This is a genomic window from Burkholderia sp. NFPP32 (assembly GCF_900119325.1).
Taxonomy (GTDB): domain Bacteria; phylum Pseudomonadota; class Gammaproteobacteria; order Burkholderiales; family Burkholderiaceae; genus Burkholderia; species Burkholderia pyrrocinia_C.
The window spans coordinates 811,577-837,246 of record NZ_FPJP01000001.1 but is presented as its reverse complement, the minus strand read 5'-3'; the positions used below and the strand labels follow the sequence as shown (position 1 = coordinate 837,246).

Annotated in this window: 26 protein-coding genes; 19 read left to right on the top strand and 7 right to left on the bottom strand. The window is 67.9% G+C overall.

Annotated elements, in window-relative coordinates:
- Nucleotides 1-12: 12 nt before the first annotated feature.
- The gene (gene mtgA / locus BT264_RS03955) at nucleotides 13-750 is read left to right on the top strand and encodes a monofunctional biosynthetic peptidoglycan transglycosylase (RefSeq protein WP_072436357.1); all 738 of its coding nucleotides are present in this window, start codon (nucleotides 13-15) and stop codon (nucleotides 748-750) included.
- A 185-nt stretch (nucleotides 751-935) separates the two neighbouring features.
- Here mtgA and BT264_RS39080 read toward each other — a convergent pair whose 3' ends face one another.
- Nucleotides 936-1,283, bottom strand: a complete 348-nt coding sequence (locus BT264_RS39080) for a hypothetical protein (protein WP_177318325.1) — start codon at nucleotides 1,281-1,283, stop codon at nucleotides 936-938.
- On the opposite strand from BT264_RS39080, the gene BT264_RS03950 reads away from it, so the two are divergent.
- The 12 genes from BT264_RS03950 to pyrF all read left to right on the top strand — a co-directional run bounded on the left by BT264_RS03950 (nucleotide 1,177) and on the right by pyrF (nucleotide 13,599).
- Nucleotides 1,177-2,787: a S10 family peptidase gene (locus BT264_RS03950; RefSeq protein WP_072436356.1), complete on the top strand. Its 1,611-nt coding sequence runs from the start codon at nucleotides 1,177-1,179 to the stop codon at nucleotides 2,785-2,787. The genes BT264_RS39080 and BT264_RS03950 overlap by 107 nt on opposite strands.
- An 80-nt stretch (nucleotides 2,788-2,867) precedes the next feature.
- Entirely contained in the window at nucleotides 2,868-3,266 is a 399-nt protein-coding gene (locus tag BT264_RS03945) for an EF-hand domain-containing protein (RefSeq protein WP_072436355.1), read from the top strand.
- A gap of 349 nt (nucleotides 3,267-3,615) precedes the next feature.
- On the top strand, nucleotides 3,616-4,515 hold the full coding sequence (locus BT264_RS03935) for an IclR family transcriptional regulator (protein ID WP_072436354.1): 900 nt from the start codon (nucleotides 3,616-3,618) through the stop codon (nucleotides 4,513-4,515).
- Nucleotides 4,512-5,537, top strand: coding sequence for a 2-dehydro-3-deoxygalactonokinase (locus BT264_RS03930; protein ID WP_072436353.1), 1,026 nt, complete (start codon nucleotides 4,512-4,514; stop codon nucleotides 5,535-5,537). The genes BT264_RS03935 and BT264_RS03930 overlap by 4 nt, the downstream gene beginning before the upstream one ends.
- Nucleotides 5,538-5,560: 23 nt before the next feature.
- On the top strand, nucleotides 5,561-6,238 hold the full coding sequence (locus BT264_RS03925; protein WP_034182689.1) for a 2-dehydro-3-deoxy-6-phosphogalactonate aldolase: 678 nt from the start codon (nucleotides 5,561-5,563) through the stop codon (nucleotides 6,236-6,238).
- Complete coding sequence (locus tag BT264_RS03920) at nucleotides 6,238-7,017, top strand: SDR family oxidoreductase (protein ID WP_072436352.1); 780 nt, start codon at nucleotides 6,238-6,240, stop codon at nucleotides 7,015-7,017. The genes BT264_RS03925 and BT264_RS03920 overlap by 1 nt, the downstream gene beginning before the upstream one ends.
- Nucleotides 7,018-7,119: 102 nt before the next feature.
- Nucleotides 7,120-8,115 carry an arabinose ABC transporter substrate-binding protein gene (locus BT264_RS03915; RefSeq protein WP_034182691.1) on the top strand — a complete coding sequence of 332 codons (996 nt, stop codon included), beginning with the start codon at nucleotides 7,120-7,122 and terminating at the stop codon, nucleotides 8,113-8,115.
- Between the two features lie 66 nt (nucleotides 8,116-8,181).
- On the top strand, nucleotides 8,182-9,693 hold the full coding sequence (araG, locus tag BT264_RS03910) for an L-arabinose ABC transporter ATP-binding protein AraG (protein WP_072436351.1): 1,512 nt from the start codon (nucleotides 8,182-8,184) through the stop codon (nucleotides 9,691-9,693).
- Between the two features lie 70 nt (nucleotides 9,694-9,763).
- Nucleotides 9,764-10,780: an L-arabinose ABC transporter permease AraH gene (gene araH, locus BT264_RS03905; RefSeq protein WP_072436350.1), complete on the top strand. Its 1,017-nt coding sequence runs from the start codon at nucleotides 9,764-9,766 to the stop codon at nucleotides 10,778-10,780.
- A 24-nt stretch (nucleotides 10,781-10,804) separates the two neighbouring features.
- Nucleotides 10,805-11,620 (top strand): SDR family NAD(P)-dependent oxidoreductase, encoded by an 816-nt coding sequence (locus BT264_RS03900; protein ID WP_072436349.1) that lies wholly within the window; start codon nucleotides 10,805-10,807, stop codon nucleotides 11,618-11,620.
- Between the two features lie 50 nt (nucleotides 11,621-11,670).
- On the top strand, nucleotides 11,671-12,732 hold the full coding sequence (locus BT264_RS03895) for an aldose 1-epimerase (RefSeq protein WP_072436348.1): 1,062 nt from the start codon (nucleotides 11,671-11,673) through the stop codon (nucleotides 12,730-12,732).
- 39 nt (nucleotides 12,733-12,771) lie between these two features.
- Entirely contained in the window at nucleotides 12,772-13,599 is an 828-nt protein-coding gene (gene pyrF / locus BT264_RS03890; protein ID WP_072436347.1) for an orotidine-5'-phosphate decarboxylase, read from the top strand.
- Between the two features lie 102 nt (nucleotides 13,600-13,701).
- On the opposite strand, the gene BT264_RS03885 is transcribed toward pyrF, so the two are convergent.
- Genes BT264_RS03885 through thiL form a run of 3 tightly spaced genes read right to left on the bottom strand, consistent with a single transcriptional unit; the run spans nucleotide 13,702 to nucleotide 15,773 of the window.
- A complete protein-coding gene (locus BT264_RS03885; protein ID WP_072436346.1) occupies nucleotides 13,702-14,202 on the bottom strand; it encodes a CinA family protein in 501 nt (166 codons plus the stop codon).
- Between the two features lie 31 nt (nucleotides 14,203-14,233).
- The gene (locus tag BT264_RS03880; protein ID WP_072436345.1) at nucleotides 14,234-14,785 is read right to left on the bottom strand and encodes a phosphatidylglycerophosphatase A family protein; all 552 of its coding nucleotides are present in this window, start codon (nucleotides 14,783-14,785) and stop codon (nucleotides 14,234-14,236) included.
- On the bottom strand, nucleotides 14,775-15,773 hold the full coding sequence (thiL, locus tag BT264_RS03875) for a thiamine-phosphate kinase (RefSeq protein ID WP_072436344.1): 999 nt from the start codon (nucleotides 15,771-15,773) through the stop codon (nucleotides 14,775-14,777). Before thiL ends, BT264_RS03880 begins: the two co-directional genes overlap by 11 nt.
- A gap of 135 nt (nucleotides 15,774-15,908) precedes the next feature.
- Between thiL and BT264_RS03870 the strand changes: the two genes are divergently transcribed.
- The 4 genes from BT264_RS03870 (at nucleotide 15,909) to BT264_RS03855 (ending at nucleotide 19,982) form a co-directional block, all read left to right on the top strand.
- Entirely contained in the window at nucleotides 15,909-18,251 is a 2,343-nt protein-coding gene (locus tag BT264_RS03870; protein WP_371287022.1) for an NADP-dependent malic enzyme, read from the top strand.
- A gap of 378 nt (nucleotides 18,252-18,629) precedes the next feature.
- A complete protein-coding gene (locus tag BT264_RS03865; RefSeq protein WP_034182701.1) occupies nucleotides 18,630-19,061 on the top strand; it encodes a guanyl-specific ribonuclease in 432 nt (143 codons plus the stop codon).
- Nucleotides 19,062-19,077: 16 nt separating this feature from the next.
- Nucleotides 19,078-19,641 (top strand): barstar family protein, encoded by a 564-nt coding sequence (locus BT264_RS03860; protein ID WP_027783519.1) that lies wholly within the window; start codon nucleotides 19,078-19,080, stop codon nucleotides 19,639-19,641.
- A gap of 98 nt (nucleotides 19,642-19,739) precedes the next feature.
- Nucleotides 19,740-19,982, top strand: a complete 243-nt coding sequence (locus BT264_RS03855) for a hypothetical protein (RefSeq protein WP_256260558.1) — start codon at nucleotides 19,740-19,742, stop codon at nucleotides 19,980-19,982.
- 117 nt (nucleotides 19,983-20,099) lie between these two features.
- Here the strand turns inward: BT264_RS03855 and BT264_RS03850 are convergent, their stop codons facing one another.
- Genes BT264_RS03850 through speE form a run of 3 tightly spaced genes read right to left on the bottom strand, consistent with a single transcriptional unit; the run spans nucleotide 20,100 to nucleotide 22,211 of the window.
- Entirely contained in the window at nucleotides 20,100-20,867 is a 768-nt protein-coding gene (locus tag BT264_RS03850) for a 16S rRNA (uracil(1498)-N(3))-methyltransferase (protein ID WP_072436445.1), read from the bottom strand.
- Between the two features lie 17 nt (nucleotides 20,868-20,884).
- A complete protein-coding gene (locus BT264_RS03845) occupies nucleotides 20,885-21,301 on the bottom strand; it encodes a VOC family protein (RefSeq protein WP_072436342.1) in 417 nt (138 codons plus the stop codon).
- Between the two features lie 52 nt (nucleotides 21,302-21,353).
- A complete protein-coding gene (gene speE / locus BT264_RS03840; RefSeq protein WP_072436341.1) occupies nucleotides 21,354-22,211 on the bottom strand; it encodes a polyamine aminopropyltransferase in 858 nt (285 codons plus the stop codon).
- A 216-nt stretch (nucleotides 22,212-22,427) separates the two neighbouring features.
- On the opposite strand from speE, the gene tkt reads away from it, so the two are divergent.
- Entirely contained in the window at nucleotides 22,428-24,500 is a 2,073-nt protein-coding gene (tkt, locus tag BT264_RS03835; protein WP_072436340.1) for a transketolase, read from the top strand.
- An 87-nt stretch (nucleotides 24,501-24,587) separates the two neighbouring features.
- Nucleotides 24,588-25,598, top strand: coding sequence for a type I glyceraldehyde-3-phosphate dehydrogenase (gene gap, locus BT264_RS03830; protein WP_006485712.1), 1,011 nt, complete (start codon nucleotides 24,588-24,590; stop codon nucleotides 25,596-25,598).
- The last annotated feature ends 72 nt before the right edge of the window (nucleotides 25,599-25,670 follow it).

The window sequence follows — 25,670 nt, the reverse complement described above, 5'->3', positions numbered from 1 at the left end:
GGAGCGCGGCACGTGGTGGCGGTAAGCAGCACGCAGCGCACGCGGACGGTGTGCCCGGCCCGCTGGATCGTCTACGCGGGTGCGGTGTTCGCGGGCGCGTGGCTCGCGACCCAGCTGTTCTATCTCGCGCAGATCGCGCTGTGGTCGTTCGTGAACCCGGGTTCGACCGCATTCATGCGCACCGACGCGTGGTGGCTGTCGCGCGACAAGCCGCCCGCGCAGATCCAGCACCAGTGGGTGCCGTACGACCAGATCTCGCGCAACCTGAAGCGCGCGCTGATCGCATCCGAAGATTCCACCTTCGCGACCAACAACGGCTACGACGTCGATGCGATCCTGCAGGCGTGGGAGAAGAACAAGGCGCGCGGCCGGATCGTCGCGGGCGGTTCGACGATCACGCAGCAGCTCGCGCGCAACCTGTTCCTGTCGCGCGAGAAGAGCTATATCCGCAAGGGGCAGGAGCTCATCATCACGTGGATGCTCGAAACGGTGCTCGACAAGGAGCGGATCTTCGAGATCTACCTGAATTCCGTCGAATGGGGCCGCGGCGTGTACGGCGCCGAAGCGGCCGCGCGCTATTACTACAGGATTCCCGCGAGCCGGCTCGGCGCGTGGCAGTCGGCGCGTCTCGCGGTGATGCTGCCGAAGCCGCGCTGGTTCGACGCGCATCGCGGCTCGGCCTACCAGGCACAGCGCGCGGCCATCATCGCCCGCCGGATGGGCGCGGCCGCGCTTCCGCAATCGGAGTGAACGGCGCGCTCGCGCCGCCGCATTGTCCGTTCTGCCGCCAATGCGCGATTGGTGCGCCGCAGCGCATTCGCGTCGCGCGCATTTCGGGCCACATCCTTTAGACGAATTCGTCTATTTCGCTTTGCTGAGCAATGCCGGCGACCGCGCGATTTTGTTGGTCGATAGGGCGCGAAATCCGCGCTTTTTTAGTATTCCCGGGTAAACGCGAAAGGCGTTGAAAGCGGCGCGAAATGCAACGTTTCGCGAACCGAAGCATTCCTGAAAGGTGTGCGCCGCACCGGCCGCCGGCCAAATATTTCAAAATTTTTCAAAGCCGATGTGCTCGCGTATATTGGCCAGCGCCTCGGCTTATCGGCCGCAATCGAGGCGGGGGGCGGCTTATCCGGCTGCTCGACACAAAAAACATCCGAGAGAAGGAAAGCAACGATGCCAGCGAGCAAAGCGAAGCTGTTGTTGGGGGTGGTTTTTTCTTCGCTGATTCTGACGGCCTGCAACGACGACGTGACATCGTCCGCCGCTGCCAGCGCCGACAACTCAGCCGATCCCGCCAGTCAGGTGGACAGGGCGTACAACGATCCGAACAGTTATTCGTCGAGCGCGAACGCGTCGCTCGACGCATCCGCCGCGGTCGAAAAGGCCGCCGTCACGCATCACCAGATCACGCTGAACGGCAAGACGATCCGCTACACGGCCACGGCCGGCCACCTCGTCGCGCGCAATCCGCGGACGGGCGCGCCCGAAGCGTCGTTCTTCTATGTCGCCTACACGGCCGACAACCAGCCCGCGGCGAAGCGGCCCGTCACGTTCCTGTACAACGGCGGCCCCGGTTCGGCATCGGTGTGGCTGCACCTCGGCTCGTTCGGCCCGCGGCGGGTCCAGACGGGCGACCCGAACGCGAACGCGTCGACGTTCCCGTTCGTCGACAACCAGGAAAGCCTGCTCGACACGACCGACCTCGTGTTCGTCGACGCGATCGGCACCGGCTTTTCCGAAGCGATCGCGCCGAACACGAACCAGACGTTCTGGGGCGTCGACCAGGACGCCGGCGCGTTCCGCGATTTCGTGACGCGCTACCTGACCGTGAACCAGCGCAACGATTCGCCGAAATACCTGTTCGGCGAGTCGTACGGCACGCCGCGCACCGACGTGCTCGCGAACCTGCTCGAGACGGCCGGCGTGAAGCTTGCCGGCATCGTGCTGCAGTCGTCGATCCTGAACTACAACACGAACTGCGACATGGCGAGCGACTATGTCGGCAACTCCAACAACGGGTCGAGCCCGGTGAGCTGCGCGGGCTTCGCGCCGTCCTACGGCACCGTCGGTGCGTATTACCAGCTCGACAATCCGAACCCGTCGAACCTGCCGCAGTATGCGGACCAGATGCGCGTGCTGACGGCCGGCAGCTACGCGCCCGCCGTGAACGCGTACCTGGCGAGCCATACGCCGCCGCCGCCGAGTCTCGTCACGACGATGGCGAATTCGACCGGCGTGAAGCAGGCGCTGTGGAACGCGGACTTCAACGTGATCCCGACCTTCTTCGACAACAGCTTCCAGCTGTCGCTGATCCCGGGCACGCTGATCGGCCGCTACGACGCGCGCGTGAACGTGCCGGTGTCGAGCCCGCTGGCGGCGGACGGCGATCCGTCGAGCACGTTCATCACGAAGCCGTTCACCGACACGATCGGCAGCTACCTGCCGAACGAGCTGAAATACACCGCGCAGTCGGCCTACTCTTTGAGCAGCAATGCGATCAACACGTGGGACTGGACGCACGACGGACTCGCGATGCCCGACACGATCCCCGATCTGGCCGCCGCGCTGACGTTGAATCCGTCGTTGAAGGTGCTGTCGCTGAACGGGTATCACGACATCGCGACGCCGTTCTACCAGACCGAGCTCGACCTCGCGCGGCTCGGGACGCAACCGAACCTGACGATCAAGGACTATCAGGGCGGCCACATGGTCTATCTCGACGATACGTCGCGTCCGCAGGAGAAAGCCGATCTCGTGACTTTCTACAACGCGGCCGCGCACTGATGCTGCGCCGGGCCGGCGACAGGCGCCCCCGGCGGCGCCTCGCCTGCCGTCGACGACCTCATTCCAGACTGGAGCCTGATATGAAGAATCGTTTCATCGTCGTTGCCGCGGCGCTCGCATGCGCCGCCGCTGCAGCATCCGTATCCGCGTTCGCGCAGGCGAGCGACGCCGCCGCACCGGCGCGTGCGCGCCAGGCGCAACTCGGCGATCCGTACGTGCCGCCGGCCGCGCGCAAGCCGACCGCCGGCACGCAGACGACGGGCGCCGCGCTGCATGCGCAGGTGGTGCGCAAGCTCGCGCGGCAGTTCGACTCGGCCGATACGCAGAGCACGGGTTCGATCACCGAGGCGCAAGCGCGCGCGGCCGGGCTCGGTTATGTCGCGAACCACTTCCGGCAGATCGATTCGGGCGGCAGCGGCCGCGTGTCGTTCGCCGACGTGCAGCGCTACATGCAGGCACGCAGCACGAGCCAGCAGTAAGCGCGGCGCGTGGTGAACAAACGGGGGCGGAACCTGCTGCGCGGCGGGTTCCGCCCCCGTGCACATGGCGTGGCCGTCGCGTCGCGTGCGCAGCGTACTTCGCCTGAATTCTCATTATCTGGACAACGCATTCAAATATTGGAGACGAGTGCGTGCGCTCCTACAATCCGAAGCACATCGACAGCTTCGGACCCACGCATCGCGCGGCGCCCGACGCACACGGAGACATATCCCATGAAGTTCGCCGGGCGCTTTACTCGGTGCATCGACCGCCGCCACGCCGCAGCACCGGACGCAGTTCCGGCGCCGCGCGAGCGGTTTCACCGATTCCGTTGAAGAAGCCCGCCCCATGACCAAGATGCCCGTATCCCTTGCCCTCGACGCCCGGCGTGCGACGCCGGACGATGGATCGCTGACCGACAGCATCGGCGCGACCAGCACGCCGCTCGATCTCGCCGCGCAGCAGGCTGGCACGCAGACGCTGCTGCGCGGTCTCGCGATCCTCGAGGCGATCGCGAACGGCGCGCGCGACATGCGCGCGATCGGCGCCGCGCTCGGCACGACACGCAGCACGACGCACCGTCTCGTCAGCAGCCTCGTGCAGGCGCGCTACCTGCGCCAGGTGCAGGGCGGCTACCTGCTCGGCCCGAAGCTGATCGAGCTCGGCACGATCGCGCTCGAGCAGATGCCGCTCACCGCCGTGGCGCGGCCGCATCTCGAAGCGCTCGCGGAAGCGACGCTCGACACGATCCATCTCGGCGTGCGCGACGGCGACGACGTGCTGTACATCGACAAGATTCCCGGCACGCGCGGCCTCGAGATGCGCTCGCGCGTCGGCCACCGGATGCCGCTCGCATCGACGGGCATCGGCAAGGCGATGATGCTCGACCTCGATCCCGACCTGTGGCGCTCGCTGTTCGAGGCCGCGCGGCGCGCGCTGGCCGGCGTCACTTTCAAGCCCGACAACCGGCCGGAGACGAGTGCGTTCCTGCAGCGCATGGCCCATTACGCGGCCGGCGGCTATACGTTCGACCTCGAGGAGAACGAGGCGTCGATCCGCTGCGTGGCCGCGCCGATCCGCGACGCATCGGGTGCGATCGTCGCGGCCGTATCGGTCGCGAGCACGATTCCGTACATGCCGCATGACCGGATGGACGAACTGATTCCTCTCGTGCAGCGCGAAGCGCGAGCCATTTCCGCGGAACTGGGCTGGAGCCCGCCGCAGAGTACCCGCAGGATCAAACGATGACGACTTCGATCCGGGCCGTTCCGGTTGCCAGCTCCGCCACCCCGTCGCTGATCGCGCTCGACTGGGGCACGACGTCGCTGCGCGCGTATCTGTACGACGCGCACGGCGCGCTCATCGACACGCGCAGCCGCGCGGCGGGTGTCATGCACGTGCCGGGCGGCGGCGCGCGCGCGTTCGATGCGGTGTTCGAGGACGCCTGCGGCGACTGGCTCGACCGCACGCCCGGGCTGCCGGTACTCGCCGCCGGGATGGTCGGCAGCGCGCAGGGCTGGCGCGAGGCGCCGTACGTTGCGGTGCCGGCCGGCGCCGACGCGCTTGCCGCGGGTCTCATTACAGTGACGACGTCGCGCGGCGCGACGGTATCGATCGTGCCGGGCGTGATCGCGACGGGCGAATTGCCCGACGTGATGCGCGGCGAAGAAACGCAGATATTCGGTGCGCTCGCGAGCGATCCCATGCTTGACGCCGATCGTTCAGGGCTACTGATCGGCTTGCCGGGCACCCATGCGAAATGGGCATGGGTGAAGGACGGGCTGATCGAACGCTTCCAGACCTTCATGACGGGCGAGCTGTTCGCGGCGCTGCGCGACCACACGATCCTCGGCCGCACGATGCGCGCGGGCGCGTCGCCCGATCGCGCGGCGTTCGCGCGCGGCGTGTCGGTCGCGCGCGGCGCGCAGCGCACGGGGCTGCTCGCGACGATTTTCAGCACGCGCACGCTCGGCCTGACCGACCGGCTCGCGCCCGACGCGCAGGGCGACTACCTGTCCGGCCTGCTGATCGGCCATGAGCTCAATGCGCTCGACGCGATGCTCGCGGAGCGCGGCATCGCGCTCGCGGACCAGCCGCTGCTGCTGATCGGCGACGACGTCTTGTGCGCACGCTACGTCGATGCGCTCCGCGTATTCGGCCACACGCACGCGCGGGTCGTCGCGCATGCGACCGAGCGCGGCCTGTGGCGGATCGCGGCGCGCGCCGGGCTCGTGCGCGCGGACGGCGAGCCTGTCCTGGCCGACCAATGAACCGATTGCAGAGGAACCCAGTCATGCCGTCCGACCTTACGTTGCCCGCACCGTACACGCCCCACGCCGCACTGATGCGCGCGTTCGACGCGTGCCCGCTGATCGCGATCCTGCGCGGGATCACGCCAGCCGACGCGGCCGACCACGGGCATGCGCTGTACGAAGCCGGTTTCCGGATCGTCGAGGTGCCGCTCAACTCGCCGGATCCGTTCGACAGCATCGCGAAGCTGCGGCGCGCGCTGCCCGACGATGCGATCGTCGGCGCGGGCACCGTGCTGCGCGCCGAGTACGTCGATCGCGTGCAGGACGCGGGCGGCGCGCTGATCGTGATGCCGCACAGCGACGCGGCCGTGATACGTCGCGCGCGCGAGCGCGGCCTCGCGAGCGCGCCGGGCGTCGCGACGCCGACCGAAGCGTTCGCCGCGCTCGCGAACGGCGCCGACGTGTTGAAGATGTTCCCGGCCGAGCAGCTCGGCGTGACGGTCGTGAAGGCATGGCGCGCGGTGATCGATCGCGCGGTGCCGCTGATCCCGGTCGGCGGAATTTCGCCGGACAACATGCAGCCGTTCCTCGCGGCCGGTGCGAACGGCTTCGGGCTCGGCTCGGCGCTGTACCGGCCCGGCCAGGCGGCCGACGCGACCGCGGCGAACGCGCGCGCGTTCCAGGCCGGATTGCGCGTCGCGCGCGGCGGAGCCGCATGATGGGCCGCCTCGCGGGCAAGGTCGCGATGGTGACGGGCGCGGGCCGCGGAATCGGCGCCGCGATCGCCCGTGCGTTCGTGCGCGAAGGCGCGGCCGTCGCGCTCGTCGATCTCGACTTCCCGCAGGCGCAGCACACGGCCGCCGCGATCGCGCACGACGCCGACGGCGCGCGCGTGCTGCCGCTGCAAGCCGACGTCGCGCGTCAGGATGCGGTGCGCGATGCGCTCGCGCAGGCCGAAGCGGCATTTGGCCCGCTCGACGTGCTGGTGAACAACGCGGGCATCAACGTGTTCGCCGATCCGCTGACGATGACCGACGACGACTGGCGCCGCTGCTTCGCGGTCGATCTCGACGGCGTGTGGCACGGCTGCCGCGCGGCGCTGGAAGGCATGGTCGAGCGCGGCCGCGGCAGCATCGTGAACATTGCGTCGACGCACGCGTTCCGGATCATCCCGGGCTGCTTTCCGTATCCGGTCGCGAAGCATGGCGTGCTGGGGCTCACGCGCGCGCTCGGCATCGAATACGCGGCGCGCAACGTGCGCGTGAACGCGATCGCGCCGGGCTACATCGAGACGCAGCTCACGCGCGACTGGTGGGACGCGCAGCCCGATCCGGCCGCCGCGCGCGCCCAGACGCTCGCGCTGCAGCCGATGAAGCGGATCGGCCGGCCCGACGAGGTCGCGATGACGGCCGTGTTCCTGGCATCCGACGAGGCGCCGTTCATCAATGCCGCGTGCATCACCGTCGACGGCGGGCGCGCGGCGCTGTATCACGACTGACGCAACGATTCGAAAGACCGCACGTGCGACGGCCGCGCGCACGCTGCGTCGAAACCAACAAGCGGCTGCATCCTGTTCGATGAAAACAAGGAGACACTGGAGATGAAACGCAGAACGTTCGTAACGCTGGCCGCGGCAGCCGCGGTGGTGATGGGTAGCCCGGTTGCGCACGCGGCCGACCCGGTCAAGATCGGCTTTCTGGTGAAGCAGCCGGAAGAGCCGTGGTTCCAGGACGAGTGGAAGTTCGCCGAGATGGCGGCGAAGGAAAAGGGCTTCACGCTCGTGAAGATCGGCGCGCCGTCGGGCGAAAAGGTGATGAGCGCGATCGACAACCTGTCCGCGCAGAAGGCGCAGGGTTTCATCATCTGCACGCCCGACGTGAAGCTCGGGCCGGGCATCGTCGCGAAGGCGAAGTCGCACAACCTGAAGATGATGACGGTCGATGACCGCCTCGTCGACGGCGCGGGCAAGCCGATCGAAGCGGTGCCGCACATGGGGATCTCCGCGTACAACATCGGCAAGCAGGTCGGCGACGGCATCGCGGCCGAGATCAAGAAGCGCGGCTGGAACGTGAAGGAGGTCGGCGCGATCGACATCACCTACGAGCAGCTGCCGACCGCGCACGACCGTACGAGCGGCGCGACCGACGCGCTGGTGGCTGCCGGTTTTCCGAAGGCGAACGTGATCGCGGCGCCGCAGGCGAAGACCGACACCGAGAACGCGTTCAACGCGGCGAACATCGCGCTCACGAAGAACCCGCAGTTCAAGCACTGGGTCGCGTACGGCCTGAACGACGAGGCCGTGCTCGGCGCGGTGCGCGCGGCCGAAGGGCGCGGCTTCAAGTCGGACAACATGATCGGCATCGGCATCGGCGGTTCCGATTCGGCGCTGAACGAGTTCAAGAAGCCGCAGCCGACGGGCTTCTACGGCACCGTGATCATCAGCCCGAAGCGCCACGGCGAGGAAACCTCGGACCTGATGTACTCGTGGATCACGCAAGGCAAGGCACCGCCGGCGCTGACGCTGACGACGGGCATGCTCGCGACGCGCGACAACGTGTCGAAGGTGCGCGAGGAGATGGGGCTCGCGTCGAAGTAAGCGGCCCGCCGGCTGCCGCGGCGATGCGGCGGCCGGCGGTCGATCGATCAGGAAGTAGGAGACGACGTGTCAGCGGCACTGCGTTTTGACAATATCGGCAAGGTATTTCCCGGCGTGCGCGCACTCGACGGCATTTCGTTCGACGTGCATGCGGGCGAGGTGCATGGCCTGATGGGCGAGAACGGCGCGGGCAAGTCGACGCTGCTGAAGATTCTCGGCGGCGAATACCAGCCCGATGCGGGCAGCGTGCTGGTCGACGGCCAGCCCGTGCAGTTCGCGAGTGCGGCGGCGTCGATCGCGGCCGGCATCGCGGTGATTCACCAGGAGCTGCAGTACGTGCCCGACCTGACGGTCGCGGAAAACCTGCTGCTCGGCCGCCTGCCGAACGCGTTCGGCTGGGTGAAAAAGCGCGAGGCGAAGCGCTACGTGCGCGAGCGGCTCGCCGCGATGGGCGTCGATCTCGATCCCGACGCGAAGCTCGGGCGGCTGTCGATCGCGCAGCGGCAGATGGTCGAGATCTGCAAGGCGCTGATGCGCAATGCGCGCGTGATCGCGCTCGACGAACCGACGAGTTCGCTGTCGCATCGCGAGACCGAGGTGCTGTTCAAGCTCGTCGACGACCTGCGCGCGCAGGGCCGCGCGCTGATCTACATCTCGCACCGGATGGACGAGATCTACCGGCTGTGCGATGCGTGCACGATCTTCCGCGACGGGCGCAAGATCGCGTCGCACGATGCGCTTGCCGACGTGCCGCGCGAGAGGCTCGTCGCCGAGATGGTCGGGCGCGAGATTTCGGACATCTACCATTACGCGCCGCGCGCGCTCGGCGACGTGCGGTTCTCCGCCGAAGGCGTCGACGGCCCGGCGCTGCGCGAACCCGCGAGCTTCTCGGTGCGCGCGGGCGAGATCGTCGGTTTCTTCGGGCTGGTCGGCGCGGGCCGCAGCGAACTGATGCGGCTCGTGTACGGCGCGGACCGCCGGCGCGCGGGCGTGCTGACGCTCGACGGCGCGCGCATCGACGTGAAGCGCACCGGCGACGCGATCCGCCACGGCATCGTGCTGTGCCCCGAGGACCGCAAGGAAGAAGGGATCATCGCGATCGCGTCGGTCGCGGAGAACATCAACATCAGCTGCCGCCGCCATTCGCTGCGCGCGGGGCTGTTCATCGACCGCAAGACCGAAAGCGAAACGGCCGACCGCTTCATCCAGCGGCTGAAGATCAAGACGCCGAACCGGCGGCAGAAGATTCGCTTCCTGTCCGGCGGCAACCAGCAGAAGGCGATCCTGTCGCGCTGGCTTGCGGAGCCCGACCTGAAGGTCGTGATCCTCGACGAGCCGACGCGCGGGATCGACGTCGGCGCGAAGCACGAAATCTACGACGTGATCTACCGGCTCGCGGAGCGCGGCTGCGCGATCGTGATGGTGTCGTCGGAACTGCCGGAAGTGCTCGGCGTGTCCGATCGCATCGTCGTGATGCGCGAAGGCCGGATCGCGGGCGAGTTGCCGCGCGAACAGGCGAACGAGCACGCGGTGCTGAACCTCGCGCTGCCGCAGACGAGCGCCGCCCAGGCGGCCTGACGCGGCGCACGACATTCGAATCGACCAGGCGCGGCGTGGGCCGCGCGATGCAGGAGCAGGAGACACAATCATGCAAGTCAGGGAAAACCTCGCCGGCGCAGCCGTGAAGCAGTCGGCCGACGCGCTGGTTCCACAGCAAAGCGACCGGCAGAAGTGGTGGCAGCACCTCACCGAGTACAGCCTCATCGCGATCTTCGCGGTGATGTTCATCACGATGTCGCTGACGGTCGATCACTTCTTCTCGATCGACAACATGCTCGGCCTCGCGCTGTCGATCTCGCAGATCGGCATGGTCGCGTGCACGATGATGTTCTGTCTCGCGTCGCGCGACTTCGACCTGTCGATCGGCTCGACCGTCGCGTTCTCGGGCGTGCTGTGCGCGATGGTGCTGAACGCGACCGACAACACGTTCGTCGCGATCGTCGCGGCGGTCGCGGCCGGCGCCGCGATCGGCTTCGTGAACGGCGCGGTGATCGCGTACCTGCGCATCAACGCGCTGATCACGACGCTCGCGACGATGGAGATCGTGCGTGGGCTCGGCTTCATCGTATCGAAGGGGCAGGCGGTCGGCGTGTCGTCGGACACGTTCATCGCGCTCGGCGGGTTGTCGCTGTTCGGCGTATCGCTGCCGATCTGGGTCACGCTGCTGTGCTTCATCGCGTTCGGCGTGCTGCTGAACCAGACCGTGTACGGCCGCAACACGCTCGCGATCGGCGGCAACCCCGAGGCGTCGCGGCTCGCGGGGATCAACGTCGAACGCACGCGCGTATACATCTTCCTGATCCAGGGCGCGGTGACCGCGCTCGCGGGCGTGATCCTCGCGTCGCGCATCACGTCGGGCCAGCCGAACGCCGCGCAGGGATTCGAGCTGAACGTGATCTCCGCTTGCGTGCTCGGCGGCGTGTCGCTGATGGGCGGCCGCGCGACGATCTCGGGCGTCGTGATCGGCGTGCTGATCATGGGTACCGTCGAGAACGTGATGAACCTGCTGAACATCGATGCGTTCTACCAGTACCTGGTGCGCGGCGCGATCCTGCTCGCGGCCGTGCTGCTCGACCAGCTGAAGAACCGCGGCGTACGCGACTGACCTGATTTCACGGAGACGAACCGCATGACCATCGACACTTCCGCGCACGACCCGCACGCCGCGAGCCATGCGCGCTTTGCGCGATACCCGAGCCTCGAGGATCGCGCGGTGCTGATCACGGGCGGCGCGACCGGCATCGGCGCGTCGTTCGTCGAGCACTTCGTGCGGCAGGGCGCGCGCGTCGCGTTCGTCGACCTCGATGCGGCCGCGGGCACCGCGCTGGCGGAAAGCCTCGCGCATGCGCCGCACGTACGCCACGCGCCGCTGTTCATCCAGTGCGACCTGACCGACATCGACGCGCTGCGTCATGCAATCGACGCGATCCGCGCGCGCATCGGCGCGATCGCGGTGCTCGTGAACAACGCGGCGAACGACGCGCGCCACGCGATCGGCGACGTGACGCCCGAGTCGTTCGACGCGGGCATCGCGGTGAACCTGCGCCACCAGTTCTTCGCCGCGCAGGCGGTGATCGACGACATGAAGCAGCAGGGCGGCGGCGCGATCGTCAATCTCGGTTCGATCAGCTGGATGCTGAAAAACGGCGGCTATCCCGTCTACGTGATGGCGAAGGCCGCGGTGCAGGGCCTGACGCGCGGCCTCGCGCGCGACCTCGGCACGTTCGGCATCCGCGTGAACTCGCTGGTGCCCGGCTGGGTGATGACCGACAAGCAGCGCCGGCTGTGGCTCGACGACGCGGGCCGCGCGGCGATCAAGGCCGGCCAGTGTCTCGACGCCGAACTGCTGCCCGCCGACCTCGCGCGGATGGCGCTGTTCCTCGCGGCCGACGACAGCCGGATGATCACCGCGCAGGACGTGATCGTCGACGGCGGCTGGGCCTGACCGTTCGCACCGACCCGCATCGTTTCTTCGACGAAGGAAAGGAGCTCATCATGACCGCCACGTCCTCGCGCGCATCGTCGTCCACGAGCCAGTCGCGCCGCGCCCGCCTGGCCGCCGCCGCGCAGCCGGTCAGCCCCGGCCCGCAGACGGCCGCATTCGCGCAGGGCGTGGGCGCCGCGCATGCGGCGGCCGTATCGCTGTCGAATGCGTCGCTGCGGCTCGACGTGCTGCCGCATCTGGGCGGCGGCATCGCACGCTTCGACTGGCGCGGCGACAACGGTGCGCTGGTGCCGGTGTTTCGCCGCTGCGAGCATCCGGAGACGGCGACGGACCCGAACGAGCTCGCGTGTTATCCGCTGCTGCCTTACTCGAACCGGATCGGCGGCGCGCGCTTCGAATGCGACGGGCGCAAGGTCGCGGTGCCGCGCAACCGGCGCGACGAGCCGCTGCCGATCCACGGCGACGGCTGGCTCGCGCCGTGGCAGGTGGACGATGCGACCGACACGACGCTGCAACTGTCGCTCGATCGCGCGGGCGGCGCGCCGTATGCGTTCCGCGCGATCCAGTCGTTCGAACTCGACGACACGACGCTGTCGATCGCCCTGACGATCGAGAACGCGGGGCGCGCCCGGCTGCCGTTCGGGCTCGGCGTGCATCCGTTCCTCGTGCGCGACGCGGTGACCGAGCTGGCCGCGGCGGCCGGCGGGCTGTGGCTGTCGGGCGCCGATTTCCTGCCGGTGCGGCACGTGAGCGTGCCGCCGGCCTGGCAGTTCGGCGTCGCGTATCCGCTGCCGGGCGCGCTCGTCAATCACGCGTTCACCGGCTGGGGCGGCCACGCGACGGTGAGCTGGCCGCGCCGCCGGCTTTCGCTGACCGTCGCGGCCGACGCCGACGCGTACGTGCTCTATACGCCGCCCGGCGAGGATTTTTTCTGCTTCGAGCCGGTCGATCATCCGATCAATGCGGTGAACCTGCCGGGCGGCGCGGCCGCGCACGGAATGACGCTGCTCGCGCCGGGCGAGCGGCTCACGAGGCGTTTCGCGTTCACCGTCGAGCGCGCCGATGCGCGCGGCAATGCCGCGACACGCGAGGGACGCCGGCGACGCGGGTAAAATACGCGGTCTACCAACGGTTTGCCGCGAGTACCCGCCATGTCTTCCCCGCTTACTTTCATCGAATCGCTGCGCGCCGCGTGGCAGCGCACGAATTCGCTGCTGTGCGTCGGCCTCGATCCCGAGCCGTCGCGCTTTCCCGTGCAGTTCGACGGCCAGCCCGACGCGATCTTCGAATTCTGCCGGCAGATCGTCGACGCGACCGCGCAGTACGCGAGCGCGTTCAAGCCGCAGATCGCCTATTTCGCCGCGCATCGCGCGGAAGACCAGCTCGAACGGCTGATCGCGCACATCCACCTTCAGCATCCGGGCCTGCCCGTGATCCTCGACGCGAAGCGCGGCGACATCGGCAGCACGGCCGAGCAGTACGCGCGCGAGGCGTTCGAGCGCTACCGCGCGGACGCGGTCACGGTGAACCCGTACATGGGCTACGACTCGGTCGAGCCGTACTTCGAGCACGAAGGCAAGGGCGTGATCGTGCTGTGCCGCACGTCGAACCCGGGCGGCTCGGACCTGCAGTTTCTGGAGACCGGAGGCCGGCCGCTGTACCAGGTCGTCGCGGATTTCGCGGCGAACAAGTGGAACGCGAAGAACGGCCAGCTCGGCCTCGTGGTCGGCGCGACGTTCCCGAAGGAAATCGAGATCGTGCGCGGGATCGTCGGCGACATGCCGCTGCTGATCCCCGGCATCGGCGCGCAGGGCGGCGACGTGCAGGCGACCGTCAACGCCGGCCGCACGGCCGACGGCACGGGCATGATGATCAACTCGTCGCGCGCGATCCTGTACGCGAGCAACGGCGAGGATTTCGCCGAAGCCGCGGCGCTCGCCGCGCAGAAGACCCGCGATACGATCAACGCGCATCGCTGAAACGCTCCGGCCGCCCCTCCGGGCGGCCGACTTCGGCAGGCCCGCACCGGCGGGCTGGTGCCGCTTTCCCGCTCAACTTTCCCGCTTCGTCCGCCTGCCGGCTCAGCGTTCGCGCTCGTCGAGCAGTTTCAGCAGCCCGCGCAGCGCATGCACGGCCGCCTGCGTGCGGATCTGTTCGCGGTCGCCCTTGAACACGAGCGTTTCGACGTCGGTATGGAGCCGGTTGCTCCAGCCGAACGACACGGTGCCGACCGGCTTTTTCTCGCTGCCGCCCGCCGGGCCCGCGATGCCCGTGACGGACAGCGCGACCTGCGCGCGGCTGTTGCGCAGCGCGCCTTCGGCCATCGCGCGCGCGACGGGCTCGCTGACGGCGCCGTGCTTGTCGATCAGGTCGGGCGGCACGCCGATCATGTCGATCTTGGCCTGGTTCGAATACGTGACGAAGCCGCGCTCGAACCACTGGCTGCTGCCGGAGATGTCGGTGATCGCCGCGGCGATCATGCCGCCGGTGCAGGATTCGGCGGTGGCGAGCGTCAGGTGCTCGTCACGCAGCTTGTTGCCTGCGCGGATCGCAAGCTGGTGGACGACGGAATCGGTTGGCATGCGCGTCGGGAAACGAGAGTCGGGAAATCGGTCAGCCGACGACGGAGCGCCACAGGGCGATCACGAGCAGCGTCATGAACGCGGCGACCAGGTCGTCGATCATGATGCCGAGCCCGCCTTTCAGGCGACGGTCGAAATAGCGGATCGGCGGCGGCTTGAGCATGTCGAAGAAGCGGAACGCGACGAACGCCCACAACTGGCCGATGAAGGTCGCCGGCGTGACGAACAGCATCACGAGCCAGATCGCGACGATCTCGTCCCAGACGACGGCGCCCGGATCGGACGTGCCCATCTTCCTCGCGGTGAAACCGGTGATCCACGTGCCCGCCGCGAAGCCGGCCGCGATCAGCATCCACCATTCGGGTACCGTCAGGTAGCGGCTCAGCACGACGAACGTGAGCCAGCCGAACAGCGAACCGAACGTGCCGGGCATGATCGGCGCGAGCCCGCTGCCGAAGCCGAGCGACACGAGGTGCGCCGGGTGCGACAGCATGAAGCGCGCGCTCGCGCGCTTCGGCGCATTCCCGTTCGGTGCGGCGCCGGGTTCGGCCGCGGCGTGCGCGGGCGTCGGGTCAGTCTGCATGGAAGTGGTCGAAGCCGTGCAACGTGAGAGCCAGGGGCGCGCCGGCGGCGTCGCGCCACGCGATCGCGGGCCGCTCCGACGGCGCGGACAACGCGCGTATTGTACCGATTCGCGTGACCGGCACGCCGGCCGTCGCGCCGGCCGCTTCGACCGCCGCGCGGGCCGCGGCCGGGGCCGTGAAGCACAGCTCGTAGTCGTCGCCGCCCGCCAGCGTGCAGCGGCGCTGCACGTCGGGCGGCAGCGTCGCGAGCGCGGCCGAGCGCGGTACCGCGTCGGCGTCGATCTCGGCGCGCACGTTCGAGCGTGCCAGGATGTGCTGCAGGTCGCCGGCGAGGCCGTCGGAGAGGTCGAGCGCCGCGTGCGCGACCCCCGCGAGCGCGAGGCCGAGCGCGACACGCGGTTCCGGGCGCTCGAGCGCGTGCCGGAACGCGGCCGCTTCGTTCGCGCCGGCCGCCCATTCGCCGCGTGCGACGCCGAGGCCGGCGCGCGCGTCGCCGAGCGTGCCGGACACCCAGACGTCGTCGCCGTCGCGCGCGGCATCGCGCCGCAGCGCCGCGTCGGGCGCGACTTCGCCGAATACGGTCACGCACAGGTTCAGCGGCCCGCTCGTCGTGTCGCCGCCGACCAGCTCGCAGCCGAATCGCTCGGCGAGCGCGAACAGCCCGTTGCTGAACGCCTCGAGCCACGCCGCGTCGGCGCGCGGCAGCGCGCACGCGAGCGTGAACGCGCGCGGCTCGGCGCCCATTGCCGCGAGGTCGGACAGGTTGACCGCGAGCGTCTTGTGGCCGAGCGCGTCGGGCGCGACGTCGGGGAAGAAGTGGCGGCCCTCGACCAGCATGTCCGTCGAAATGGCCAGCAATTTCCCGGATCGAGGCGCGATCAGCGCGCAATCGTCGCCGATGCCGAGCGTCGACGCGCGTGCGCCCTGTGCCGCGCGGCGCGCGAAGAAGCGATCGATCAGCGAAAACTCGGAGAGGGCGGCTGGCACGGCGGGCGGATCCGATACGGTTCAGGGAACGGCATTGTACGAGGCGAACGGCGGCGTTCCTGCACCGTTCGGTTCATTTTTGTCGCGGCTGTCGCACCCGAATCGCCGGTCTGGCGGCCTTCGATTGGCGCTACAATGCCGTCGAACAGTTATTCTAATCCGCCCGTCACGAGACACATGTCCACCCAAGCCTCCTCCAAAGCCAAGCTCCGCGAAGCCGCCCTCGATTATCACGAATTCCCGACTCCCGGGAAGATCGCGATCGCCCCGACCAAGCAGATGATCAACCAGCGCGACCTCGCGCTCGCGTATTCGCCGGGCGTGGCGTATGCGTGCGAGGAGATCGTCGAGAACCCCCTCAACGCGGCGCGTTTCACCGCGCGCAGCAACCTGGTCGGCGTCGTCACGAACGGCACGGCGGTGCTCGGTCTCGGCAACATCGGCCCGCTCGCGTCGAAGCCGGTGATGGAAGGCAAGGCCGTGCTGTTCAAGAAGTTCGCCGGCATCGACGTATTCGACATCGAGCTGAACGAGTCGGACCCGCACAAGCTCGTCGACGTGATCGCCGCGCTGGAGCCGACCTTCGGCGGGATCAACCTGGAAGACATCAAGGCGCCGGACTGCTTCATCGTCGAGCGCGAAGCGCGCAAGCGGATGAAGATCCCGGTGTTCCACGACGACCAGCACGGCACCGCGATCGTCGTGGCCGCGGCCGTCACGAACGGCCTGAAGGTCGTCGGCAAGGACATCAAGAAGGTGAAGCTCGTCGCGTCCGGCGCGGGCGCGGCCGCGCTTGCGTGCCTCGACCTGCTGGTCGACATCGGCCTGCCGATCGAGAACATCCTGGTGACCGACCTGGCCGGCGTCGTCTACAAGGGCCGCACCGAACTGATGGACCCGGACAAGGAGCGTTTCGCACGAGAAACCGAAGCGCGGACGCTGGCCGAAGTGATCGAAGGCGCGGACATCTTCCTCGGCCTGTCGGCCGCGGGCGTGCTGAAGCAGGAGATGGTGAAGGGCATGGCCGAGCGCCCGCTGATCCTCGCGCTCGCGAACCCGACGCCGGAAATCCTGCCGGAACTCGCGCTCGAAGTGCGCCCGGACGCGGTGCTGGCCACGGGCCGCACCGACTACCCGAACCAGGTCAACAACGTCCTGTGCTTCCCGTTCATCTTCCGCGGCGCGCTCGACGTCGGCGCGACGACGATCACGCGTGAAATGGAGATCGCGGCCGTCAATGCGATCGCCGAGCTCGCGCAGCAGGAACAGAGCGACATCGTCGCGACCGCGTACGGCATCCAGGACCTGTCGTTCGGCCCCGAATACCTGATTCCGAAGCCGTTCGACCCGCGCCTGATCGTGAAGATCGCGCCGGCCGTCGCGCAGGCCGCGATGGACGGCGGCGTCGCGACGCGTCCGATCGAGGACATGGAGGCGTACCGCGTCCATCTCCAGCAGTTCGTGTATCACAGCGGCACGACGATGAAGCCGATCTTCCAGATCGCGCGCAGCGCGCCGGCGGAGAAGAAGCGCGTCGTGTTCGCGGAAGGCGAAGAAGAGCGCGTGTTGCGTGCCGTTCAGATCATCGTCGACGAAAAGCTCGCGACGCCGATCCTGATCGGCCGGCCCTCGGTGATCGAGCACCGTATCCAGCGCTACGGCCTGCGCCTGAATCCGGGTGTCGACTTCACGGTTGTCAACACCGAGCACGACGAGCGCTACCGCGACTTCTGGCAGTCGTACCACAAGCTGATGGCGCGCAAGGGCATCAGCGAGCAGCTCGCGCGCGTCGAGATGCGCCGCCGCACGACGCTGATCGGCGCGATGCTGGTGAAGCGGGGCGAAGCGGACGGGATGATCTGCGGCACGATCAGCACGACGCACCGCCACCTGCACTTCATCGACCAGGTAATCGGCAAGCGCGCCGGCTGCAGCGTCTATGCGGCGATGAACGGCCTCGTGCTGCCGGGCCGCCAGATCTTCCTCGTCGATACGCACGTCAACGTCGATCCGACCCCGGCGCAGCTTGCCGAGATCACGATCATGGCAGCTGAAGAAGTGCGCCGCTTCGGCATCGAGCCGAAGGTCGCGCTGCTGTCGCATTCGAATTTCGGCACGAGCAACGCGCCTTCGGCGCAGAAGATGCGCGATACGCTCGCGATCCTGCATGAAACCGCGCCTGACCTGAAGGTCGACGGCGAGATGCACGGCGACGTCGCGCTCGACGCGGCGCTGCGCAAGGAAATCCTGCCGGAATCGACGCTGGAAGGCGACGCGAACCTGCTGATCCTGCCGAACATCGACGCCGCGAACATCGCGTACAACCTGCTGAAGACGGCCGCCGGCAACAACATCGCGATCGGGCCGATCCTGCTGGGTGCTGCCCAGCCGGTGCACGTGCTGACCGAATCGGCGACCGTTCGCCGCATCGTCAACATGGCGGCGCTGCTGGTCGCCGACGTGAACGCCGCGCGCTGAGCGAAAACGAACGCGCCAGGCCGGTCGAACCGGCGTGGCGCGTCGGGCGAAATTGTAAACAAAAGCAAAAAGAGGCGTGCCCGCAATGGGCACGCCGTCGGGCAGGGCGCAAACGCGCTTCCCTCAAAGCAACAGCAGCATCTCTCCACTCCGGGTAGCGAGCGTGGCAAGGAGGCAGGGTCTTGCCATACGAGAGATGCCGCTCGCATTTTATCTTATGTAAGATAAATGTAGTGTAATTTCGGTAAGAAATACGTCAATCCGCGCGTCGTCGGGCTTTCGATTCCCAAACGGACATTGATTCGCGCGGACAATAACGCTACGCTAACGCCTTTGTTGGTCGTCAACTACTTGATTTAACAGCGGGAACCCTGGTTCATGGCACGCAAGTGGCTCCGCAACGGCGCGCTCGCGTCCGTCTTCGCGATGTTCGCGATGGGTATCGTCGGCACGCCGACGGGCAGTCTGGTTTCCGCCGCTTACGCACGGGAGGCCGTTTCGGCCGACGTGGCCGCCAGCGGGCTCGATACGATCCCGACCGCCCGTCTTCCGCGCGAGGCCGTGACCACGCTGGGCCTGATCGGCGCCGGCGGCCCCTATCCGTACGAGAAAGACGGCGTCGTGTTCGGCAACCGCGAGCGGATTTTGCCGAAGGCGAAGCGCGGCTACTACCATGAGTACACGGTGCCGACGCCGCGTGCCCGCAATCGCGGCGCGCGCCGGATCGTCTGTGGCGGGCCATTGCGCCGGATCGACAACTGTTATTACACGGGCGACCACTACAACAGTTTTAAACGTATTGTTGAATGACTTCGGGACGAATGGCATGAGCGACTCCATCTACGCGCACGATTCGGCGGCGGCGGAACTGTTCGCGGCCGGCGACGGCAATCTGTTTCAGCGCGTGATTCAACTGAACGCGGCGGCACAGGCCGTCGGCGCGCCGGAGCAACAGGAAGCCGAGCCCGGGCTTTCATCGAACGAGGAGCCTATGAGCCTTTTCACGACCGTGCGACCCAATCTCGTGCAGTCGATCCGCGCGTTCCGCGTGCAGGATCTCGCCGACGAAGCCGGTCGGCTCGGCCAGCACTTCCTGTACGCGTATTGCGGCGCCGCGCAGTCGAAGCAGGAAGTGATGGAAACGATCGCGACGTCGTTCCTGTTCCCGAAGCATTTCGGGAAGAACTACGACGCGCTGTACGACTGCCTGACCGACCTCGTCGCGAAGGCCGGCGCGCAGCCCGGTTTCGTGATCGTCCTCGAAGGGCTGCCGATCGCGCAGAAGTTCGACAAGGAAGGGCGCGAGACGCTGCTCGACGTGTTCCGCGAGGCGGCCGAGTTCTGGGCCGAGCGCAAGGTCGCGTTCCGCGTGTTCTACTCGTTCGCATAAGCGCGAATCGGCCCGCGGCTCTGCGCGGCCGGCCCGGCGAGAAGCCCGCCTCGAGCGGGCTTTTTTACGTGTGCGCGGCGCATACAGGCCGGCACGGCATGAACGCGGCAATCCGTGCCGCGTCATTCTTCAGGCGTCCGTTGCCAGGCAAGGCGATCTTCTCCGGCATGGCGCAGGTCTTGGACGCGGCGCCGGTGACGCGCCCCGTGACGGGCAAGATCGACCTCTACAGCCTGGACGGAGGCTGGGCAACCGGAAGCCCGCAAGACGTGCTGAGCCCGGTTCTCGATGCGTTGTCCGATTCGATGCCGCACGGATCGTCGAGCGACAAGCCGCGATAAGCCGCAGCGTGGAAACACGCGCATTCCTGCCGTGACGCAGGCCGCACATCGCGCCGCGGCAGGGTGACGTGTGGGCCGGGAAGTGTCGTGCCGCCTCGCGGCGGCACGCCCATTTCGTCACCATCCGCCCCAGCGCGCTGCCAATGCCGCGAGCACGGCCGCGCCGGCCGTCTCGGTGCGCAGCACGCGGGGCCCAAGCGACAGCGCGGTGAAGCCGCGCGCGCGGGCCGCGTTTTCCTCGTCGGGCGACAGTCCGCCTTCGGGGCCGATCAGCAGCGTGACGGGCGCTCCGGGCGGCGTGTCGGGCAGCGACGCGAACGGGATGCTCGCGCGCGGCGACAGCAGCAGCCGCAGTTCGCCGTCGGCCGGCGCGGCCGGCAGCGTATCGAGCCACGCGTTGAAGCCGAATACCGGCGCGACCTCGGGCAAGCGGTTGCGCCCGCACTGTTCGCACGACGCGCGCACGACGCCGCGCCAGTGCGCGACGCGCTTGTCCGCGCGTTCGCCGGCGAGCTTCACGACGCCGCGTGCGGTCGACAGCGGCATGATCGCCGCGACGCCGAGCTCGACGGCCTTCTCGATCACCCAGTCCATCTTGTCGCCGCCGGCGATCCCTTGCGCGAGCGTCACGCGATAGGGCGGCTCGGCCTCGGCAGGTTCGAACGCATCGATCTGCGCGAGCGCGCTGCGCTTGTCGATCTCGACGAGCCGCGCGCGGTATTGGCCGCCCGTGCCGTCGAACAGCGCGAGCACGTCGCCCGGCTGCAGGCGCAGCACCTGAGCGTGGCGCGCGACGTCGGCCGGCAGCGCGAGCGTGGCGTCGGCGCGCAGTGCCGCATCGACGAAAAAGCGCGGCACGGCCGCGGTGGTGGTGGCTTCGTTCATGCGTGTGGCGGTTTCGGTCATGCGTCGAGGCGGCGCGCGAGCGCCCAGCGGTAGCCGTCTAGATCCTCGATCTGCGCGAACCGGTCGCCCCAGAACTGGTCCTGCGGCGCGCTCAGCGATTTCGCGCCCGCGTCCAGCGCGCGCTGCCAGGTTGCGTCGACATCGTCGACGTACAGATAGAACGACTGCGGTGCGGTGGCGTGCGCGCTTTTCGGCGTGAGCGCGATCGAGCCGAATGCGCCTTCGGGTGCGAACATCACGATCAGCCGGCCGTGATAGGCCATCTCGACGTGCATGATCGCGCCGTCCTCGTCGTGCACGTCGCGCAGCTCGAAGCCGAATGCGGCCTTGAAGAAATCGATGGCCGCGCGCGCGTTGCGTACGGCCAGATAGGGCGTCAACCAAGGCACGTTGGCCGGACGTGGATCGGTCATCGGTCATTCTCCTGCGTGGGGGGAAAGCGGAACGGCTCGGCCGCCCGGACGCTCAGCGGCGAGCGCCCAGTGTATCGCGCAGCGCGTGCGGCAGGGCAAAGAGGGATGGATGCAGCCGCGCGTCGTAGTAGCGCAAGCCCTGGACGTGGCGCGCGGCGAGCCGTTCGTCGATGTCGTGCGCGAACAGCGCGGCCGCATCGAGCGTGTCGCTCGCGATCGCCATCAGCCACTGCGAGCCGTACAGCGGCACGTGCGCGGACAGCGGATCGACGACCGCGAAGCTCGCGCGCAGGTCGTCGAGCAGCGCGGCGATGCGCGCGGCGTGGAACACCGGCGAGCCGAGATGCATCGAGATCGCGCCGCACGGCGTGAGAATCCGCTTGAGCCGCGCGTAGAACGCGCGCGTATAGAGGCCGGCCGCCGGCGAATCGGGTGGCGTGAGGTCGAACACGACGAGATCGAAATGCTCGACGGTCGACTCGACGAAATGCGCGGCGTCGCCGATCACGACCTCGACGCGCGGGTCGTCGAGCGCGCCCTGGTGCACGTCGTCGAGATAACGACGCGCCATCCCGACCACCTCGTCGTCGAGCTCGGCGATCACGATCCGCTCGATGCACGCGTGCTTGAGCAACTGGCGCGCCGCGCCGCCGTCGCCGCCGCCGAGCACGAGCGCCTTCTTCGGCGACGGATGCGCGAGCGCGGCCGGGTGCGTCATGCACTCGTGATAGACGTACTCGTCGCCGACCGACGTCATCGGCCGGCCGTCCAGCGTAAACAGCCGGCCGAGCTGCGGGGTTTCCCAGACTTCGATCTGCTGGTGCGGGGACGCGACGCGCGCGAGCCGCCGAGCATTCGGGAAGCCGTAGGTGGCGTCGGGCGCAGGGTGAAAGAGTAGTGTGGTGCTCACGGGCGGGCCGCTAAGGGCAGTCGGTTCTGACGTCTGAATTATAGGAGGCGCGCGGTTTGACGGAAAACCGTGCCGGAACACCGCGCGCCGACAAGGGAAATGTCGGCCCATCTGTTAAAATGACGAGCTTTGCAGCCCCGTCCGTAGGCTCCGTCCGCTTCGCGTCCGTCAGGCGCCGCACCGCGCGCCGGGAACGATTAACGCTCGAGCTTCCGGATGCCGCCGTGCCCCCGTTTCCTCGACTCGTTCTCCGGACTCGACATGACGACTTCGTCTCCCGCCTCCACCACCCTGATGGCCAACGCGATCCGTGCGCTCGCGATGGACGCCGTCCAGCAAGCGAACTCCGGCCACCCCGGCATGCCGATGGGCATGGCCGAAATCGGCGTCGCGCTCTGGTCGCGCCATCTGAAGCACAACCCGACGAACCCGCACTGGGCAGACCGCGACCGCTTCGTGCTGTCGAACGGCCATGGCTCGATGCTGCTGTACTCGCTGCTGCACCTGACCGGCTACGACCTGCCGATCGAAGAGCTGAAGAACTTCCGCCAGCTGCACTCGAAGACGCCGGGCCACCCGGAATACGGGATCACGCCGGGTGTCGAGACGACTACCGGCCCGCTCGGCCAGGGTCTCGCGAACGCGGTCGGCATGGCGCTCGGCGAAGCGCTGATGGCCGACGAGTTCAACCGCGACGGCGCGAAGATCGTCGATCACCACACGTACGTGTTCCTCGGCGACGGCTGCCTGATGGAAGGCATCTCGCACGAAGCCTGCTCGCTCGCGGGCACGCTGAAGCTGAACAAGCTGATCGCGCTGTACGACGACAACGGCATCTCGATCGACGGCGACGTCGTGAACTGGTTCCACGACGACACGCCGAAGCGCTTCGAAGCGTACGGCTGGAACGTGATCCCGAACGTGAACGGCCATGACGTCGACGCGGTCGACGCGGCGATCGCGCAGGCGAAGCTGTCGGACAAGCCGACGCTGATCTGCTGCAAGACGGTGATCGGCAAGGGCGCGGCGACCAAGGCCGGCGGCCACGACGTGCATGGCGCTGCGCTCGGCGCGGAAGAAATCGCGAAGACGCGCGAAGCGCTCGGCTGGAAGTGGGAGCCGTTCGTGATTCCGCAGGAAGTCTATGCGGCATGGGACGCGAAGGAAGCCGGCAAGCGTGCCGAGACCGACTGGGACGCGACGTTCGCGCAATATCGCGCGAAGTTCCCGGCAGAAGCCGCCGAATTCGAGCGCCGGATGGCTAACCAGCTGCCGGCCGACTGGGCGCAGAAGGCGGCGGCGATCATCGCCGGCGCGAACGAGCGCGCCGAGACGGTCGCGACCCGCAAGGCGTCGCAGCAGGCGATCGAAGGTCTGGCCGCCGCGCTGCCCGAACTGCTCGGCGGCTCGGCCGACCTGACCGGCTCGAACCTGACCAACTGGAAGGCCTCGAAGGCGGTCCGCGCGAATCCGCAAGGCGCGGGCGTCGTGCTGGGCAACCATATCAACTACGGCGTGCGCGAATTCGGCATGAGCGCCGCGATCAACGGCCTCGCGCTGCACGGCGGCCACAAGCCGTTCGGCGGCACGTTCCTGACGTTCTCCGACTACAGCCGCAACGCGCTGCGCGTGGCCGCGCTGATGAAGGTGCCGTCGATCTTCGTGTTCACGCACGATTCGATCGGCCTTGGCGAAGACGGCCCGACGCACCAGTCGATCGAGCACGTGTCGAGCCTGCGCCTGATCCCGAACCACGACGTGTGGCGTCCGGCCGACACGGTCGAGACGGCCGTTGCATGGACGCACGCGGTTGCCGCGGATCGTCCGTCGAGCCTGATCTTCAGCCGCCAGAACCTCGCGTTCAACCCGCGCACCGACGCGCAGATCGCGAACATCGAGAAGGGCGGCTACGTACTGAAGGACTGGGACGAAGAAATCGTCGCGCGCAAGATCATCCTGATCGCGACGGGTTCGGAAGTCGAGCTCGCGATGAAGGCCGTCGAGCCGCTCGCGCAGCAGGGCATCGCGGCGCGCGTCGTGTCGATGCCGTCGACCAACGTGTTCGACCGCCAGGACGCCGAATACCGCGAACGCGTGCTGCCGCACGGCGTGCGCCGCGTCGCGATCGAAGCCGGCGTAACGTCCTTCTGGCACAAGTACGTCGGCCTCGAAGGCGGCGTCGTCGGGATCGACACGTTCGGCGAATCGGCGCCGGCCGGCGTGCTGTTCAAGTACTTCGGCTTCACCGTCGAGCACGTCGTCGAGACCGCGAAGGCCGTGCTGGCCTAAAAGCATTCGCGACGCGCGCCACCCGTTGCGCGCGTCGCACCGTGAAGCTGCACGAAACGAATTTTTTCAGCCATCAGGAGATAGACCATGACGATTCGCGTCGCAATCAACGGCTACGGCCGTATCGGCCGCAACACGCTGCGCGCGTTTTATGAAAACGGCAAGAAGCACGATCTCGAGATCGTCGCGATCAACGACCTGGGCGATGCGAAGACCAACGCGCACCTGACCCAGTACGACACCGCGCACGGCAAGTTCCCGGGCGAAGTGTCGGTCGACGGCGACTACCTCGTCGTGAACGGCGACAAGATCCGCGTGCTGGCGAACCGCAACCCGGCCGAACTGCCGTGGGGCGAGCTCGGCGTCGACGTCGTGATGGAGTGCACGGGCTTCTTCACGACCAAGGAAAAGGCGAGCGCGCACCTGAAGGGCGGCGCGAAGAAGGTGATCATCTCGGCGCCGGGCGGCAAGGACGTCGACGCGACGATCGTCTACGGCGTGAACCACGACGTGCTGAAGGCCGAGCACACGGTCATCTCGAACGCATCGTGCACGACGAACTGCCTCGCGCCGCTCGTCAAGCCGCTGAACGACAAGATCGGCCTCGAAACCGGCCTGATGACGACGATCCACGCATACACGAACGACCAGGTGCTGACGGACGTTTATCACGAAGACCTGCGCCGCGCGCGTTCGGCCACGCACAGCCAGATCCCGACGAAGACGGGCGCTGCTTCGGCCGTCGGCCTCGTGCTGCCGGAACTGAACGGCAAGCTCGACGGTTACGCGATCCGCGTCCCGACGATCAACGTGTCGATCGTCGACCTGTCGTTCATCGCGAAGCGCGACACGACGGTCGAGGAAGTCAACGCGATCATGAAGGAAGCATCGGAAGGCGCGCTGAAGGGCATCCTCGGCTATAACGACGCACCGCTGGTGTCGATCGACTTCAACCACAACCCGGCTTCGTCGACGTTCGACGCGACGCTGACCAAGGTGTCGGGCCGCCTCGTCAAGGTGTCGAGCTGGTACGACAACGAGTGGGGTTTCTCGAACCGCATGCTGGATACGGCTGTCGCGTTCGCGAACGCGAAGTAATCCCGCACGTTGCGCGGCCGCGGCAACGCGGCACGCGCGGCGAACGAGCCCGGCCCGGTTTTCCGGCCGGGC

What these genes read in the sequence shown, in the direction of transcription:
- BT264_RS03950 (WP_072436356.1), top strand. Translation starts at nt 1,177, where the DNA reads ATGCCAGCGAGCAAAGCGAAGCTGTTGTTGGGGGTGGTTTTTTCTTCG.
- BT264_RS03945 (WP_072436355.1), top strand. Translation starts at nt 2,868, where the DNA reads ATGAAGAATCGTTTCATCGTCGTTGCCGCGGCGCTCGCATGCGCCGCC.
- BT264_RS03935 (WP_072436354.1), top strand. Translation starts at nt 3,616, where the DNA reads ATGACCAAGATGCCCGTATCCCTTGCCCTCGACGCCCGGCGTGCGACG.
- BT264_RS03930 (WP_072436353.1), top strand. Translation starts at nt 4,512, where the DNA reads ATGACGACTTCGATCCGGGCCGTTCCGGTTGCCAGCTCCGCCACCCCG.
- BT264_RS03925 (WP_034182689.1), top strand. Translation starts at nt 5,561, where the DNA reads ATGCCGTCCGACCTTACGTTGCCCGCACCGTACACGCCCCACGCCGCA.
- BT264_RS03920 (WP_072436352.1), top strand. Translation starts at nt 6,238, where the DNA reads ATGGGCCGCCTCGCGGGCAAGGTCGCGATGGTGACGGGCGCGGGCCGC.
- BT264_RS03915 (WP_034182691.1), top strand. Translation starts at nt 7,120, where the DNA reads ATGAAACGCAGAACGTTCGTAACGCTGGCCGCGGCAGCCGCGGTGGTG.
- araH (WP_072436350.1), top strand. Translation starts at nt 9,764, where the DNA reads ATGCAAGTCAGGGAAAACCTCGCCGGCGCAGCCGTGAAGCAGTCGGCC.
- BT264_RS03900 (WP_072436349.1), top strand. Translation starts at nt 10,805, where the DNA reads ATGACCATCGACACTTCCGCGCACGACCCGCACGCCGCGAGCCATGCG.
- BT264_RS03895 (WP_072436348.1), top strand. Translation starts at nt 11,671, where the DNA reads ATGACCGCCACGTCCTCGCGCGCATCGTCGTCCACGAGCCAGTCGCGC.
- pyrF (WP_072436347.1), top strand. Translation starts at nt 12,772, where the DNA reads ATGTCTTCCCCGCTTACTTTCATCGAATCGCTGCGCGCCGCGTGGCAG.
- BT264_RS03885 (WP_072436346.1), bottom strand. Translation starts at nt 14,202, where the DNA reads ATGCCAACCGATTCCGTCGTCCACCAGCTTGCGATCCGCGCAGGCAAC.
- BT264_RS03880 (WP_072436345.1), bottom strand. Translation starts at nt 14,785, where the DNA reads ATGCAGACTGACCCGACGCCCGCGCACGCCGCGGCCGAACCCGGCGCC.
- BT264_RS03870 (WP_371287022.1), top strand. Translation starts at nt 15,909, where the DNA reads ATGCCGTCGAACAGTTATTCTAATCCGCCCGTCACGAGACACATGTCC.
- BT264_RS03865 (WP_034182701.1), top strand. Translation starts at nt 18,630, where the DNA reads ATGGCACGCAAGTGGCTCCGCAACGGCGCGCTCGCGTCCGTCTTCGCG.
- BT264_RS03860 (WP_027783519.1), top strand. Translation starts at nt 19,078, where the DNA reads ATGAGCGACTCCATCTACGCGCACGATTCGGCGGCGGCGGAACTGTTC.
- BT264_RS03855 (WP_256260558.1), top strand. Translation starts at nt 19,740, where the DNA reads ATGAACGCGGCAATCCGTGCCGCGTCATTCTTCAGGCGTCCGTTGCCA.
- BT264_RS03850 (WP_072436445.1), bottom strand. Translation starts at nt 20,867, where the DNA reads ATGAACGAAGCCACCACCACCGCGGCCGTGCCGCGCTTTTTCGTCGAT.
- BT264_RS03845 (WP_072436342.1), bottom strand. Translation starts at nt 21,301, where the DNA reads ATGACCGATCCACGTCCGGCCAACGTGCCTTGGTTGACGCCCTATCTG.
- tkt (WP_072436340.1), top strand. Translation starts at nt 22,428, where the DNA reads ATGCCGCCGTGCCCCCGTTTCCTCGACTCGTTCTCCGGACTCGACATG.
- gap (WP_006485712.1), top strand. Translation starts at nt 24,588, where the DNA reads ATGACGATTCGCGTCGCAATCAACGGCTACGGCCGTATCGGCCGCAAC.